The sequence below is a fragment of the Paenibacillus sp. Y660 genome, assembly GCF_057221575.1.
Genome location: NZ_JBXBBJ010000012.1, coordinates 19814 through 34575 on the forward strand (window position 1 = coordinate 19814; position 14762 = coordinate 34575).

The window sequence follows — 14762 nt, forward strand, 5'->3', positions numbered from 1 at the left end:
TCCCTCCTTCTGCTAAGGTCATCCAACCGACGTATTTTGAAGCAATGAAATTTCCCTCATCGGCTCTTTCAACCGATCGTATAAGCTTAAATATAGCGGCAATAGTCTTTGGTATAGTTGATGATTCATCAAATCAGGTACATAGAGGCTGCCCTCATCCATCTTCCACCTGAGCAGCGGGCCTTCGCAACCTCCCATGGCGTATAATCCCAGCTGAGCGGCTCCGAGTCCCGAGCTTTCGACGGATACGGGCACGCTTACCGGTACCCCCAGCATATCGGCCAGCATCTGGCACCATAAAGCTGAGCGCGCAAAACCTCCGGATGCCCGAACCTCCTTAGGCTTTTCCCCAGCTTGCCTCATTAAAGCAACGATAGCCGTAATTTGGAACATGACCCCTTCCATAGCAGCGCGAAGCATATCCGTTTCATTGTGCGAGAGCGTCAGTCCGAACATAACCCCCTTCGCCTGCGCATCCCAGAAAGGAGCCCGTTCACCCGATAAAAGCGGCAGAAAGAGCAGTCCATTAGCTCCCGCAGGGACAGCTGCAGCAAGCGGAAGAATCTCTTCAATCGCTTTGCCCGGGTATAGCCGATCCGCAATCCATTTCGCTACGATAGCGCCATTGTTGGAAGGTCCGCCAACAATCCAATGGTTACTCGTCAAAGCGTAGCAAAACAGCCGCCCAGCCGGATCGAAGGCGGGCTGACTTACGGCGGATCGTACCGCCCCGCTTGTGCCAATCGTTACGGCGAGCACGCCTTCCTCCACAGCTCCAATTCCGAGATTAGCCAGCACGCCGTCCTGCGCGCCGACGATAAAAGCCGTATTTGCGGAAAGTCCCATTCGCTCGGCAGCTTCCGGCTTCAACCCATTCAATCGTTCCGTAGTTGGAACTAGTCTTGGCAGCTGCTCCTCGCGGATACCTGCCAGAAGCAGCGCTTCCTTGTCCCATGCCAACGTCTCCAAGTTAAACAATCCAGTTGCACTTGCCAGAGAATGATCCATAACCATAACACCAAACAGCTTATTTAAAATATATTCCTTAATGCCAATGAAATGGCTTGCAGAATAAAAAAGTTCTGGACGCTCTTCCCTCATCCAGATCAGCTTGACGAGCGGCGACATCGGGTGGATCGGCGTTCCCGTCCGCGAATATATCGGCAAGCCGGTGCCGTCTGCGAGCAATCGTTCAGCCTGAACGGCGGCGCGCAGGTCTGCCCATGTAATGCTGGGAGTTAGCGGAAGCCCGCTGGCATCCAGAAGAATTAAGCTGTGATTGGCGGAGCTGAACGCAGCGCACACTACATTTTCAGCTGAATAATCGCCTTTCCTCATAATGCTCGCTACACCTTCAAGCACAGCCTCATAGATAACATCCGGGTCCTGCTCGGCATAACCTGGACTTGGCGTATGCAGCGGATATTCGATCGACTCGCTGCCGTGAATGTTTCCAGCAAGATCGACGGCCAGCGTCTTCGTGCTTGTCGTTCCGATATCAATTGCGATAACAATTTTGGGATCCGCATTCATTTCGGCAAATATCCTTCCTCGTCGAACGTCCACTCGTAAGGTCCTTCCAATATTTCAATGCGCGGATTGATCTTTGCTTCCTCAAGGAGCGCTGCCGAAATTTCAATCGTTCCAAGGTGGAGCGTATCGCGGATGCGGACAAGCTTGCACGCGGTATAATCCAAAATGTTGCAGGTTTTGATAGCCGCTTTAATGGCATCACGGTCATTCGCAAGCGTAGTCGCCTGCTTCGTTGGCGCACAGACCGTTGATGTAAGCCCATTTGCATAGGTGCTCGGCCAATCCGTCTTGCCAACCAGCCTGCTCGTCGTGAAATCGGCCGTGCCTACGCCGTTGGCATTCCCTTGGGATTCCGGCGTAAGATCAAGAACAACCATCTTATTGACCTCCGGGCCTCCATGCGCATACGGTGTAGGGTATCTTCCCGTAATATTCGGATCGGCTCCATCGCCGCTGATGTTCTTGCCGATATAATCGATCACGAGCACGTCAAGCTCCGTAAAAAGAATTTGGGGAAGGCGGCTTTTCGCTTCGATGAGCAGCTCCTTTTCCCTTTCTTCCATAATATCCGTACCAAGAACCTCGATCCGGCAAATCTGGTCATAAGCATTCTCGACGACCGCCACGCCGAACTTAATCGGGAGCTTCTCGATCATAACCTTCGCCATTGCAGGTACATTCTCAGCCATATACTTAAACCCAAGCTGATGGCACGCTTCCGCTCCCTTTTGCTTGCCTAGCCCGATCGAAATCATTTTGAACATCCCGCTTTCAATCGCCCCGCGAAAAGCGGTATGCGGCTTAATGCGGTTGATGACGACGATTGCGTCCGCCTCCGTCGCAGCGATTTTGTCACAATAAACCGGCAAGCCGTTCGGCAGACGCTCTAGCAGAACGACTTCCATCGATGAGCGCACGGGACAGCCCATTCTCTGCTCGTCAACGCCCAGATGGGCAAGCACCTCCGTCTGCCCGGCCGCTGTCGCTCCTCCATGGCTTCCCATGCATGGCACGATGAATGGCTCAGCGCCGATTTTCTTCAGCTCGTCGATCACCGTCTTCGTCAATTCATCGATTCGGGAAATGCCCCGGCTTCCGACGGCGACCGCAACCTTATGGCCGGCTGCAATGCCGGCCATCGATTCGGATGCTTGCAGCCGTGCGGTGAGATGTTCAAGCGGATCTTCTAGAATCGTGTCATCAAATGATTGGCGAATCTTCACAAGCTTGGGAAGCGGTATGTTTTCAACTAACTGTGTTAAAATATCGCTCATATCGTCATCGCTCCAAATCCGCCGTCTACCCGCAGAAAAGCACCGGTTACAAACGATGATGCGCGCGGTGAGGCTAAGTATACAACCGTTCCCTTGAGCTCTTCGGGAGCTCCGAAACGATCCATCGGGGTATGCCGCATAATCGATTCAATTCGATCCGGAGATAAAATCTTTTTATTTTGCTCAGCAGGGAAAAAGCCTGGAATAATGGCATTGACTCTTATATTGTGCGGGGCCAATTCGCGGGCCAAAAATTGCGTGACACTGTTGACTCCCGCTTTGGATGCCGAATAAGTGAACACCCGAGAAAGCGCCGGAGCGGACGATACCGATGAAATATTAATGATGGAGCCGCCGTACCCCTGTTCAACCATTCTTTTTCCGAATACTTGGCTTGCCAGCACGACGCTCTTTAAGTTAACGTCCATAATCCGGTCCCATTCATCCATCTCTAGTTCAAAAAAAGGCGTCGTGCTGTTCGTTCCCGAGGCGTTGACTAGCGTATCCACGCGTCCTCCCCATTGCAGCACTTGCTCGAGTACCGATTCCAGCTCGTTTTTCTTAGTCGCATCCGCTTGGAAGGATCTTGCCGAGCCGCCGCTTCGTTCTATTTGCTCGCACACCAATGCGGCCTTCGCCATATCCCGGCCAACGACAGCAACCTTTGATCCCGCTTCGGCGAGTGCAGATGCCATGGCACTTCCCAGTACGCCATTGCCACCGATCACAACTGACACCGTTTCCTGTAAATTAAACATAAGCAAACCACTCCCACCCCAAATTAACAACGTTGTTATTTTCATCATATCCGAATATTCCTTACCTGTCTATACGAAATGTTTACCGCTTTCATTTGCAAAATAGACATTCTGTGATAAAGTGAACGACATAATTGAGTGCGTGCATATGTGCCTTCCGGAGGGAATTCATGGTAACGATTAAAGATATTGCAGACCGGGCCGGCGTTAGCTTCTCCACTGTCTCGAAGGCGCTGCGAGATAGCCCGCTCGTCCAGAACAAAACAAAGCAGCATATTCTTGCCATCGCAAAGGAAATGGGCTATCAACCCAACATCGCAGCCCGAAGTCTCGTCTCTCGTAGAAGCGGGGCGATCGGCGTCGTATGGCCATCCATCGAACGCGCCGCGCTTTCCTCCCTCATTACCAAAATTAATGAACAGCTTGAGAACAATGGCTACATCACCTTGCTATCGATCAGCAATTTGGAATCGGCGGTTGAAATTTTTCGCCGCTACCAAGTAGACGCCATTCTCGTCTTCGGAGACCAGGATCGCATTTCCAGCTTCAACCATTTAAATCCGCTGCAAATCCCGATTCTTACTTACGGCGCTGCCGGATATACGCCTTACTCCGCGGTTGACGTAAACCGGGGTCAAGCGGTTCGCCTTGCCGTTCGTCACTTGGCGGGGCTCGGTCACAAGCAGATCGCGTATATCGGGGAACCGCAGTCGCATGATCCTTTGCAGACGGTCAAGATCGAAGCTTTCCGGGAGGAAATAGACTCTCTAGGGCTGCCAGCCTCGGATGACGCAGTGCTTCAGATGAACGGCTTGGAATTTCACGACGGTTACATTGCCGCGCGAACGATGCTTGAGCGTACGCCTCGACCAACAGCTGTAATTAGCGGCGGCATCGATTTGACTCGCGGCATCCTTCGGGCGATAGGCGAGCATGGGCTTCGCGTCCCGCAGGATATTTCCGTTGTCAGCTACGACAACCTGCCCCAAATGGAAGACATCGGCGTTCCTATGACCGTGGTAGGCGCAGCCATCGCGACGATCACATCGGTTATCGCAGCTACCATTCTTGAACTTATAGATAAACCGGAATCGCTCAAAATCGTCTACTTGGAACCGGAGCTTGTCGTTCGTGCTTCTACTTGCAAGCTGCAAGGCGGCCAAGTTGAATGAAATATGAGCGCGCACAAGCGAATAAATAGGTATAAATAAAAGAAAAAGGCCCTACTGTCATCTGCACAGAAGAGCCTTTGCTCGTTTTTTAAGCTCCGTCCCGATCACTTTGTCCGAAATATTTTCCGATATTCACGAGGCGCGAGGTTAAACCTTCGTTTAAAGGACCGCTCGAAATTCGGTATCGTATTAAAGCCCGAGGCATAACAGATTTCCGTGATCGGCAGCAGCGTGTTGCAGAGCAGCGCCCTAGCGAACTGCAGCCTTTTCTCTTGCAGATGCACTTGGAAAGATGTCCCCGTCTGCTTCCGAAAGCACTCGCTAAAATAATTCGCAGACAGACCAACATGCTCAGGCTGAAATAGTCGGAACCAAAGGCGTCGTCATGACGAACAGCTTAAAGAGCAGCTCGCTTCAAATCCACAAGCATCCTTCCGGAGAGTCGGCCCCTGCTGTATCCATCCCAGAAAGCCCTGCATTCAAAAGTCCATATGCACTTGAGCTCGAGCATTTTATCCGCTGTATTCGTGATGGATCTGAAGCAATCGTAACCGCGAGCGATGCGTATAAAGCGCTTGAATTGGCGCATGCTGCGCTTGAGAGCGCACGTACCGGCAAACCTGTTCAACTCTAATAGCGAGGAGGAAAAAAAATGAAGAAGCTTAAAGTGGGTATGATCAGCTTTGCGCATGGCCATGCATACTCCTATTTCGAGGCACTAAGGAGATTGCCCAAAGTAGAGCTCGCAGGCATTGCCGATCCGGTAGAAAGCAGAGTCAGCGCTCTCGTAGCCGAGCATCATCTTCCTTATTACAGCGATTATCATCAGCTGCTTGATCAAGAGATAGATGCCGTCGTCATTTGCTCAGAAAATGTTCATCATGCCGAGATTACTATCGAGGCTGCCAATAGAGGAAAGCATGTGCTATGCGAAAAGCCGCTGGGCATTCAAACAGATGAAATGCATGCGATGATTAAAGCTTGCCGCGACAATCAGGTACAGTTGATGACCGCCTTCCCCTGTCGATATTTAGCTGCGGTTGTACAAGCGAAGAAAGCGATTGAAAGAGGAGAAATCGGCAGCATCGTCGCAATTAAAGGAACGAATCGGGGGACTGCGCCAGGCGGCTGGTTCGTTGATCCCAAGCTCTCCGGAGGCGGCGCTTTGCTGGATCATACTGTCCAAGTCAATGAGGTGTACAGCCGGCAAGCCGGCAAAGGACAATGGAACTATTGGGGAGACAACATGGATTTCCATATGATTCAAGCATTTGTCCAAGCTATCCATAGCGGTCAACCCGTCCCGATTACAGGCGAAGACGGCTTGCGTTCAACGAATGTTGCCCTTGCAGGGTATCGATCGATAGAACTAAAGCAGCCGGTTGCACTATAAAATTTTACGGTAAGAGGGTTCGATAAACAACCAGCCTTGATATTGTACTCCAACACGTTCATACCATTTCCCCTCCCGTTCACTAGTCTAACAAACTATAAGATATGTTACCGTAACAAACATACAAACATAGTTCTACCAGCAAACATAACTTATAGAGAGCTCAACTTAATAGGAGGTGGATTGAACGATGTTCACTCAAACGAGTACAATTTTAGTGCTTTTTATTTTATTAATAATTATCGCTTGTAACTGCGGCTTAATTAGCCGTAATGATCGACATGATGACAAAAAAGATGAGAAAAAAGATGACAAAAAAGACGAAAAAAAAGACGATAAGCTCCATTTCGGCTTCTATGGCAGATGCTGCTGAACATTTATAGTTAGCTTCCAAAGAGACCCATCGATGGGTCTCTTTGCTGTTTAAAGAGCTGCCATCATTTTAAATATTCATAGGCAAATCACATAGATTAAAAGTCTCCGTAACAAGTATCCAGTCATTGAACGACATCCATGCATATTTTACAGTGTAGTCAAAAAGTATTATTCAAGATTATGGAGAAAGGAAAGTGATTTGAAGTGAAAAGAATAAAAAAAGCCCGTACAAGCGCAATTTTACCTGCTGCAACTGAGCCTTTAAATGACATTAACACAGGAGAAGATTCTCTAACAGCGCCTATATCAATAGGTGAAAGATCGATGTTTGCCCGAGTCGGCGGTTTTGACGGAATCATGTCTATGATGGGGAAGGTTCAACAATTTTTCGGCATGTTCCAGCAGATGCGGCCGGCGATCAAGATGGTCGGTTCATTTTTGGGACCAAAAGCTTTTTTAAGCAACGTACCTAGTAGAAAACCAAGCATGAAAAGAAAAAATGTCGAACTACGATCAAGAGCAGCAGCTTCGCGAAATAGCACGAAACGAAAACGGAGCACGCGTCGATAATAAAAATGAATGAAAAATAGATAACAAGGATGCAATCTCAGAGCAAACATCCTGTTCCCTGAGCATCTATTTTAAATCATGCATCCTTATTTGCTTTCTCGTAATTCCCTAATAGGATACCTTAAACAGGCCCTCTGGCAGCTTCGCTTCCCATTCAACAGGCGAAGCAAGTCCGAGCGCGCGTATTACGACTTGAACACTCTTAAAATGCCGAGCATTGTTCCAAACACCGTTCCTATCTCGCGAATGGGTGCCGGATGTGACAGCGGCGCAAGATTCATAGCAAAGAGAAACAACAGGTATGATCCAGACGACAGTACCGTTCCCCATAAAATCGCTTGTAATACATAAACCGACCATTGTCTTCGTAAACATATTCCAAATGGCATGGGTCAAGCCTGAGCATAAAACAAGTATGATACCTAAGGAAATAACTTATCCCTCCTCCGATTGATTCGTATTTTTCATTTTTTATCTTACTTATCGACCTTTACAATATCAATATAAAAACAATAAAAAACAACTAAAACCACATTATAAAGTCGATAAGAAAAAACAAGCTAATGCCTCTTTACGAGGATTAGCTTGTTTCAATCAGAGAACACATTGGTTCAAGTTTGTTTAATAATGATGCTTTGGACCACCTAATAGGTTGCTCATAAGCGTTCGATGCCAATTAAATCACTTAAAGTCGATCCTGATAAGCCTCCATAATCCTGTTAAGCGCATATGTGTTCTTACAGCTCACCAAAACACATGATTCATTAGCTTTAAGAACAAATGTGTTCTTACAGCTGTCTTTTTACGTTTCTAATACGTCTATTTGCTGCTGTTAAGCGCATATGTGCGCTTAAAGCTCATCAAAACACATGATTATTAGCTTTAAGAGCAAATATGTTCTTACAGCTTGCCTGTTGAATCTGGTTTCATCTATCCCATTTAATATGGATAATATGAAAGCTAAGCCTCCAACTCCACCATCACGGTGAGTTTGGAGGCTTTTTTAAAAAGCTAGGCATGCTATGGCACCTATTTAATTAAGACTGCTTTATGCCAAAAGATATTCGGAAGCCTTATACTTCTCATAGCATTCTTGCACCACTTGCTTCACGATTTCACAGCCCTCTTCAAGCTCTTCCAACGAGATCGTTAGCGGCGGCATCAGCTTGATCACTTTATCGTCGCGACCCACCCTCTCGAGGATAAGACCAAGCTCGTAGCAGCGAGTAGCAATTTCCTTTGAAAGGTCATGCTTGCTCGCAGATACGTCAATTCCCCATATAAGACCCATCCCTCGAATTGAGATGGACTGGTCGATCGGCACAATCTCTTTGGTCAAAAACTGACGGACAAACTCCCCTTTTCGGTACACATCCGCTTCGAGATTAATAGAGTCGCCATATTCGAGCGCGGCTGTTGCCCCGACAAAAGCAAGCTGGTTGCCGCGGAATGTGCCGGTATGCTCCCCCGGATTCCAAATGTCCAGCTCCGGCTTCATGAGCACGATGGACATCGGAAGGCCGTACCCGCTGATTGATTTTGAAAGCACGACGATATCTGGAACGATGTCCGCTCTCTCGAACGAGAAAAACGGGCCCGTCCGACTGCATCCAACTTGAACCTCATCGCAAATGAGCAGGATGTCATGACGGTTGCAAAGCTCCCGCAGCTGCTTCATCCACTCTATCGGAGCTTCGTTGATTCCGCCTTCCGCCTGCAGCGTCTCGAAAATAATCGCAGCCGGCTTCTCGATACCCGAATGCCCATCCGTAAGAACCTCTTCTAGATATTGAATCGTATCAAATGAATTCATAAACCCTTGCGGAAACGGCATAAAATGGACGCGATCCAAATCCGTACCTGCAGCGCCGCGATGATATAGATTGCTGGTAGCGGCTAAGCTTCCAAGCGACATACCGTGAAATGCTCCCATGAACGAGAATATGCCGGTTCTTCCTTTTACCCTGCGTGCCAGCTTCAATGCCGCTTCAACCGCGTTGGTGCCGGTCGGTCCGCAAAATTGCACTTTGTAGGATAAATTTCTAGGCTTCAAAATAAGGTCCGAAAACCGGTTCAGAAAGATTTCCTTCGCCGAGGTGTGCATATCCAAGCCGTGGGACATGCCGTCCGATTCCAAATACGCAACGATTTTCTGTTTAATAAAGTCATTATTATGGCCATAATTCAAGGCTCCCGCTCCTGCAAAAAAATCTAGGAACGATTTTCCAGATTCGGCGTATATTCTAGAGCCCTTTGCTTTTACGAATACATCCGGGAAAGACCTGCAATAAGACCGTACATTCGATTCCATTGTCTCAAAAACGTTCATTATCCCACTCTCCTATTATGTTTTCAATAAAATACCATACAATATTTAACATACTGTCATCATTTGATTAAATAATTATGAATTAACATCTCCTTATTCATGTTAATAAAATGTTAATTTTTTTCATTAAAATAAAAACTTGTAACTCTATCAATGCGAGTATACAATATGGATGGGCTTCTGCAATAAAAGCAAGAAGACCGAAAAAGCATGTCCCTATTAAGGAGGTTTGAAATGAAAATCTTTGAAGTTTTGGTTTTATTCATTTGCATTTTTCTGATCATACGAACTCGCTTCGGCAAAAGCATAACCCGATCGACGGTTATCTCGATGACTTTACTTACAATCGTTTCCGTTGTTCTTCACCTGACGGTAAACGGGTACCGCTGGCAAATGATTCCCGCTTACGCTTTGACACTCTTTGGCATCTTCCGCATGCTGCGGCATGGAAGACATGCAGGACTATCGTTGGCACGCACGAAACTGCTGTCGGTAAAGCGGGCTATCTCTTCAACCTTGCTTGCCGTATTTATCATTATTGCCATCGCACTCCCAACGCTGCTCCCGGTATTTGGCTTCGATTCGCCAACCGGACCATATGCTGTCGGAACGGTAGAATATGCAATGGTTGATCCGAATCGACAGGAAACCAATACGGAAGATCCTAACGATCATAGGGAAGTGCTGGTTCAGATTTGGTATCCCGCCGATATCGATAAGCCTCTTCAGGGCAAAGCTCCTTATGTCAAAAATGTTCCGGTCATCGCAGCAGAAGTAAAAACCAAGCTTCAAATCCCTAAATTTTTGTTTCAATACCTTGAACTCGTCAAGACGAACTCTTATCCGAATGCTTCTGTTGCAAGCAAACAGCAGTCATACCCGCTCATCCTGTTTTCGCACGGACTGCCCGGAGCGCGGTTCTCGAATACGTTCCAATTTGAAGAGCTAGCCAGTCAAGGGTTTATCGTAGCCAGTATCGAGCATACCTACAACGCCCTTGCAACCGTTCTGCCTGACGGAAAATTCGTAACGATTGCCAACCTCCCGGGAATGACTGACATTAACGCATGGGATAGCCTTATTTCGGACATTTGGGTTAAGGATTCAACCTTCGTGCTTGATGAGCTGGAGAAGCTAAGCAATAAAGACTCGAATCATCTGTTCAGCGGCAAAATCGACTTGAACCACGTTGGGATGTTCGGTCATTCCTTCGGCGGCGCGAATGCTGCTCAAGTATTGTACTCGGACCCAAGAGTTAAGGCCGCAATTAATATGGACGGCACCTTGTTTGGCAACACGCATAAAGCCGAAGGTACGGGCAAGCCGTTTATGCTGATGGACACCAAGCCTTTTGAAATGGAGACCAACCCTGTAGCTCCAACCGAATCGCAATTGCAAGAACTGAGCATGACGCGCAAGCAATTCGATCGAATGTCCATTGAGCTCCCAATGCGAATGAAGCAAGCATTAGGCTCAGGAGCCTATGAATTATCGTTGCAGCGTACCCGTCACATGAGCTTCAGCGATTACTATTTTTGGTCTCCGGCTTTTCCCATTATGGAGAAAATGCCGCTTTCGCCAAGACGTGCGCATAAGGTTATCAATGCTTATACGGTCGCTTTTTTCCAAAAGCATTTGCTAGGTCTGGACACACCTCTTCTTGATGCGGAGCAATCCACAGATTATCCGGAAGCAGCATTGAAGCGATACTAAGGTCACGGGAGTCAGAACGTATCTTGTTCTGGCTCCCTTTCCCTTTCATCGTTCACAAAATTACACAGCTGCATATTCCCTTTCATTGTCGAACTGATGCTTGTATAAACTCGCGTACAAGCCCCGTTGATGAATAAGCTCCTCATGGCTCCCCTTCTCGAACACCTCCCCCTGCTCCAATACGTAAATGACGCTTGCCTCTTGGATCGTTGACAATCGGTGAGCAATGACAAGCACCGTACGGTTTTTCATTAGCTGCTCCAGAGCCTGCTGCACCCAATATTCGGATTCGTTGTCGAGAGCGGAGGTCGCTTCATCGAGCAGCAGAATCGGAGAATCCTTCAGCAGCGCTCTTGCAATCGCTATTCGCTGGCGCTGCCCGCCTGAGAGCTTGGCGCCTCTCTCGCCAACCATCGTTGCATAACCGTCAGGCTGTTCCTCGATAAACTCATGCGCATAAGCAGCCTTAGCGGCGGCGACCATTTGCTCGCGTGAACCGTCCGGCTTGCCGAGCATAATATTTTCTTCGATCGTACCTTCAAATAAATAGGCATCCTGAGGAACATACGCGATCATCCCGCGAATTTCTTCTAATGTATACGCTGAGAACGGCTTGCCGGCAATGCCGATTGCGCCGCCATCAATCGAGTAAAACCCGAGCAGCAGTTTAAATAATGTGCTTTTTCCGCTGCCGCTTGCGCCTACGATCGCTGCAACTTGCCCTTGCTGGACATTCAAATGGAATCCTGACAGCACCTGAGCACCAGTTTCATAGGAGAAGCTGACATCCTTAAACTCCAGCATCGTATCCTTGCTCAGCGTGGATTCCTCTGCGCGTTTCGGAAACCGTTCTTGCTCCGGCTCATGGTCGATCACTTCAAATACGCGCGCTGCTCCTGCAAGCGAGCTCTGCATCATGGAAACAACGCTGCCAACCTGCAGGAAAATCATCGTGACTCCCATCTCGAGCTGCACGATTGCAGCCATCGTCCCAAGCTCCAGCGCACCTTTTGCGAACATAAATATACCGACAACCAAGATGCCGCCGAAGCTTATGAAATTGATCAAGTAGTTAACAGCCTCAAGCAAACCATTGCGGTGTCCCTGCTCCAAGGAAGAAGCTTTTACCCGTTCGCTCTCTTCATTGTATTTTCCGGTAATGATGGTCTGAAGCCTGAACATCTTCACCATGTGAAGGCCGGCAAGCAAATCCGTTAAGCGTTCCGTCAATTTGCCCAGCCGCTGCTGCAGCCGGTTGCCTGTGCCGCGGAGCGGACCCGCGAAGGCCAAATTAACGGCGATGCCGGCAGCTCCAAATGCCGTTAAGGCGAGGGCAAACCGCCAATCCAGTATAAACATGGAAATAATGGAGCCAAGCAGCGTAAAAGCGTCGGTTAAAATCGACTTCAGATGCTCGACGTAAATATTTTCCATCGTTTGAACGTCACTCGTTGAGCGGGAGATAAGATCTCCCGAATGCCTGGTTTCGAAATAGCTTGGAGGCAGCTCCCCGAGATGATCGTATAACCGTCTCCGCGTGTTCACCATCGTTTGCTTGACGATCTTCATATACAGATAAGAGAAAATCGGCGATAGCAGAGCAATGCCTAGAAATGCGGCGCTTACGAAAGCGATCGAATTGTAAAAGAGCTGCCGGTCGCCCTGTACCGAGAAGTCGAGTAAATTTTTGAATACGAACGCCATCATTATGGTAATGCTGCCATTAACCATGCTATCGCCAATCAAGCCGGCAAAATACAGCCTGCGACCGGAGCCAAGCAATCCGATCATTCTTGCAAGCTCCGCCTTGCTTTTCTTCAGCAGCGACTTTTCTCCAATCATCTCCGCGCTCCCTCCCCTGACGCTTGCTGCATCGCATCGCGGCTTTCAAGAGCGGCGAATTGCTTGTAGTACAGCTTCATGTAAAGGCCTCGTTGCTCCAGCAAGGACGCATGCGTTCCCCGTTCAATGATTCGACCTTGATCAAGCACCAGAACGAGATCCGCTTCTCTAATCGTGGATAGCCGATGTGCGACCACCAGCACGGTTCTGTCCTTCATGACGCGCTCCAGCGCCTCCTGAACGATGGACTCCGACTGCGTATCCAAAGCGGAAGTCGCTTCATCAAGCAGCAATATCGGCGCATCCTTCAGCATTGCGCGTGCAATCGCTAGGCGCTGGCGTTCTCCGCCAGACAGCCTCGCTCCCCGCTCCCCAAGTATGGTCTCGTAGCCTTCCGGAAGCGCCTCGATAAAGGCATGAGCGCCTGCTGCTTTTGCTGCATGGAAGATATCCTCACGGCTTGCTCCTGGCCTGCCGTAGCCGATATTTTCTGCAACGCTGACCGGAAACAAATAGGTATCCTGCGAGACGAGCGCGAGCTGATCGCGCAGATCAACTGGGTTCCATTCATGCAGTGGCCGCCCAAACACTCGAATGGCGCCGGACAACCGAACGCCGCTTACATCCGCATCCACATCCGCCTCGTTCTCCAAGCCGTAAAAACCGCAAATCAGCTTTAAAATCGTACTTTTGCCGCTGCCGCTTGGGCCAACTAACGCCACGGTCTGCTTCGGATTCGCCTTGAAAGTGATGCCAGCAAGCACATCTGGCTTACTTTCATAAGCGAATGAAATGCCGTCAACCTCGATTGGTACGGCTGCCTCATCAACGGTTTGCGCCCCTCGCTCAGAGGGCTCGAGCGGCAGATCCAGTACTTCGAACAACCGCTTCGCAGCTCCCTTCACCTCTTGGATCTGGGCGGAGAGCACCGGTGCCATCGATAGCGGCTGCATCAGGAAGTTAAGCATATAGAGAAAAAGCACCATGCTTCCTGCAGTCAGTTCTCCCTCTCCGATCAAATAACCGCCGTATGACACGCTGAAAATAATCGGACTCGACATAAGGAGCAGGCTGATAGGCGCAATGAATGCCCGTCTTTTCTCAACCTGCAGGCCCTTCTTAAGAACGAGCTCCATTGCAGCCTTGTACTTCACCGACATCGCCTTGAACATATTGAACGCCTTCAGCATCGGAATGCCGCCGATTGTATCCTGCGCGATCGCATTGGCCGAGCCCAAATACTGTTGAAGCTGCTCGGACATTTTGTTCATCGGAAATATAAGGACGCTCGTAACTACGATCGCAACGGGAAGAAACAAGAGACTAAATAAAACCAGCTTCCAGCTCGTCATGAGCAGCACCGTCAGTGCACCGATAAAGACGACCGGCATGTAGAACAGATTTGCAAAATGCAGCATAAAAAATTGCTGGAGCACCGCCGTGTCATTCGTCAATCGCGATACCAAATCTCCAGAGTGCCTGCTTTCCAGCGCAGCCACCGTCGATCGCTCCAAGTGACTAACGATATCGCGGCGTATATCGCGCAAGGCGCACGCGCTGAACCGGGTCAGCGCGTACTTGATCAAATAGCTCGCTGCGGCACCAATAACCGTTAATGCCGCTAGCAGCTTGAGGGTTGAGCCAAAGCTGTGTGCAAAGCTTTCCGACGCGTCCTCTACAAGCCTTTCGATGAAGAGTCCCAGCCATATATCGATGGCTGCAACCGTCAATGATGCTGCAATGCTGAGTACAATCCAAAAGCTGTAAGGCTTCATATACTTGAACAGCTTAACCAAGGGTGAG

The 14762-nt window shown here is 48.9% G+C and carries 12 protein-coding genes and 2 pseudogenes; 6 read left to right on the plus strand and 8 right to left on the minus strand.

Going from position 1 to position 14762, the window contains the following annotated elements; translation table 11 throughout:
* Positions 1-18 precede the first annotated feature (18 nt).
* Genes AC2TDN_RS15205 through AC2TDN_RS15215 form a run of 3 tightly spaced genes read right to left on the minus strand, consistent with a single transcriptional unit; the run spans position 19 to position 3565 of the window.
* Positions 19-1533 (minus strand): gluconokinase, encoded by a 1515-nt coding sequence (locus tag AC2TDN_RS15205; RefSeq protein ID WP_484688592.1) that lies wholly within the window; start codon positions 1531-1533, stop codon positions 19-21.
* Positions 1530-2807: a nickel pincer cofactor-dependent isomerase, group 22 gene (locus AC2TDN_RS15210; protein ID WP_484688593.1), complete on the minus strand. Its 1278-nt coding sequence runs from the start codon at positions 2805-2807 to the stop codon at positions 1530-1532. Before AC2TDN_RS15210 ends, AC2TDN_RS15205 begins: the two co-directional genes overlap by 4 nt.
* Positions 2804-3565 carry an SDR family oxidoreductase gene (locus tag AC2TDN_RS15215; protein WP_484688594.1) on the minus strand — a complete coding sequence of 254 codons (762 nt, stop codon included), beginning with the start codon at positions 3563-3565 and terminating at the stop codon, positions 2804-2806. Before AC2TDN_RS15215 ends, AC2TDN_RS15210 begins: the two co-directional genes overlap by 4 nt.
* A 170-nt stretch (positions 3566-3735) precedes the next feature.
* Between AC2TDN_RS15215 and AC2TDN_RS15220 the strand changes: the two genes are divergently transcribed.
* Positions 3736-4737 carry a LacI family DNA-binding transcriptional regulator gene (locus tag AC2TDN_RS15220; protein ID WP_484688595.1) on the plus strand — a complete coding sequence of 334 codons (1002 nt, stop codon included), beginning with the start codon at positions 3736-3738 and terminating at the stop codon, positions 4735-4737.
* A gap of 104 nt (positions 4738-4841) precedes the next feature.
* Here AC2TDN_RS15220 and AC2TDN_RS15225 read toward each other — a convergent pair whose 3' ends face one another.
* The gene (locus tag AC2TDN_RS15225; protein WP_484688721.1) at positions 4842-5078 is read right to left on the minus strand and encodes a helix-turn-helix domain-containing protein; all 237 of its coding nucleotides are present in this window, start codon (positions 5076-5078) and stop codon (positions 4842-4844) included.
* Between the two features lie 11 nt (positions 5079-5089).
* On the opposite strand from AC2TDN_RS15225, the pseudogene AC2TDN_RS15230 reads away from it, so the two are divergent.
* The 4 genes and pseudogenes from AC2TDN_RS15230 to AC2TDN_RS15245 all read left to right on the plus strand — a co-directional run.
* Positions 5090-5371, plus strand: a pseudogene (locus AC2TDN_RS15230) (Gfo/Idh/MocA family oxidoreductase); the annotation flags it as partial.
* Positions 5372-5389: 18 nt separating this feature from the next.
* A complete protein-coding gene (locus AC2TDN_RS15235) occupies positions 5390-6130 on the plus strand; it encodes a Gfo/Idh/MocA family protein (protein WP_484688596.1) in 741 nt (246 codons plus the stop codon).
* Positions 6131-6320: 190 nt separating this feature from the next.
* Positions 6321-6503: a hypothetical protein gene (locus AC2TDN_RS15240; RefSeq protein ID WP_484688597.1), complete on the plus strand. Its 183-nt coding sequence runs from the start codon at positions 6321-6323 to the stop codon at positions 6501-6503.
* 206 nt (positions 6504-6709) lie between these two features.
* Positions 6710-7075 carry a hypothetical protein gene (locus AC2TDN_RS15245; RefSeq protein WP_482067468.1) on the plus strand — a complete coding sequence of 122 codons (366 nt, stop codon included), beginning with the start codon at positions 6710-6712 and terminating at the stop codon, positions 7073-7075.
* Positions 7076-7281: 206 nt separating this feature from the next.
* Here AC2TDN_RS15245 and AC2TDN_RS15250 read toward each other — a convergent pair.
* Together AC2TDN_RS15250 and ectB are read right to left on the minus strand one after the other, a co-directional pair.
* Positions 7282-7401: pseudogene (locus AC2TDN_RS15250) on the minus strand (DMT family transporter); the annotation flags it as partial.
* A gap of 722 nt (positions 7402-8123) precedes the next feature.
* Positions 8124-9404 carry a diaminobutyrate--2-oxoglutarate transaminase gene (gene ectB, locus AC2TDN_RS15255; RefSeq protein WP_482067469.1) on the minus strand — a complete coding sequence of 427 codons (1281 nt, stop codon included), beginning with the start codon at positions 9402-9404 and terminating at the stop codon, positions 8124-8126.
* A gap of 234 nt (positions 9405-9638) precedes the next feature.
* Between ectB and AC2TDN_RS15260 the strand changes: the two genes are divergently transcribed.
* Positions 9639-11117 (plus strand): alpha/beta hydrolase family protein, encoded by a 1479-nt coding sequence (locus tag AC2TDN_RS15260; RefSeq protein ID WP_484688601.1) that lies wholly within the window; start codon positions 9639-9641, stop codon positions 11115-11117.
* Positions 11118-11177: 60 nt separating this feature from the next.
* On the opposite strand, the gene AC2TDN_RS15265 is transcribed toward AC2TDN_RS15260, so the two are convergent.
* Positions 11178-12959 carry an ABC transporter ATP-binding protein gene (locus tag AC2TDN_RS15265; protein ID WP_484688603.1) on the minus strand — a complete coding sequence of 594 codons (1782 nt, stop codon included), beginning with the start codon at positions 12957-12959 and terminating at the stop codon, positions 11178-11180.
* Complete coding sequence (locus tag AC2TDN_RS15270; RefSeq protein WP_484688605.1) at positions 12956-14755, minus strand: ABC transporter ATP-binding protein; 1800 nt, start codon at positions 14753-14755, stop codon at positions 12956-12958. Before AC2TDN_RS15270 ends, AC2TDN_RS15265 begins: the two co-directional genes overlap by 4 nt.
* Between the last annotated feature and the right edge of the window lie 7 nt (positions 14756-14762).

Excerpts from the sequence above, each read along its gene's own strand:
- ectB (WP_482067469.1), bottom strand. The coding sequence starts at position 9,404 with ATGAACGTTTTTGAGACAATGGAATCGAATGTACGGTCTTATTGCAGG.
- AC2TDN_RS15205 (WP_484688592.1), bottom strand. The coding sequence starts at position 1,533 with ATGAATGCGGATCCCAAAATTGTTATCGCAATTGATATCGGAACGACA.
- AC2TDN_RS15240 (WP_484688597.1), top strand. The coding sequence starts at position 6,321 with ATGTTCACTCAAACGAGTACAATTTTAGTGCTTTTTATTTTATTAATA.
- AC2TDN_RS15265 (WP_484688603.1), bottom strand. The coding sequence starts at position 12,959 with ATGATTGGAGAAAAGTCGCTGCTGAAGAAAAGCAAGGCGGAGCTTGCA.
- AC2TDN_RS15235 (WP_484688596.1), top strand. The coding sequence starts at position 5,390 with ATGAAGAAGCTTAAAGTGGGTATGATCAGCTTTGCGCATGGCCATGCA.
- AC2TDN_RS15260 (WP_484688601.1), top strand. The coding sequence starts at position 9,639 with ATGAAAATCTTTGAAGTTTTGGTTTTATTCATTTGCATTTTTCTGATC.
- AC2TDN_RS15220 (WP_484688595.1), top strand. The coding sequence starts at position 3,736 with ATGGTAACGATTAAAGATATTGCAGACCGGGCCGGCGTTAGCTTCTCC.
- AC2TDN_RS15210 (WP_484688593.1), bottom strand. The coding sequence starts at position 2,807 with ATGAGCGATATTTTAACACAGTTAGTTGAAAACATACCGCTTCCCAAG.
- AC2TDN_RS15215 (WP_484688594.1), bottom strand. The coding sequence starts at position 3,565 with ATGTTTAATTTACAGGAAACGGTGTCAGTTGTGATCGGTGGCAATGGC.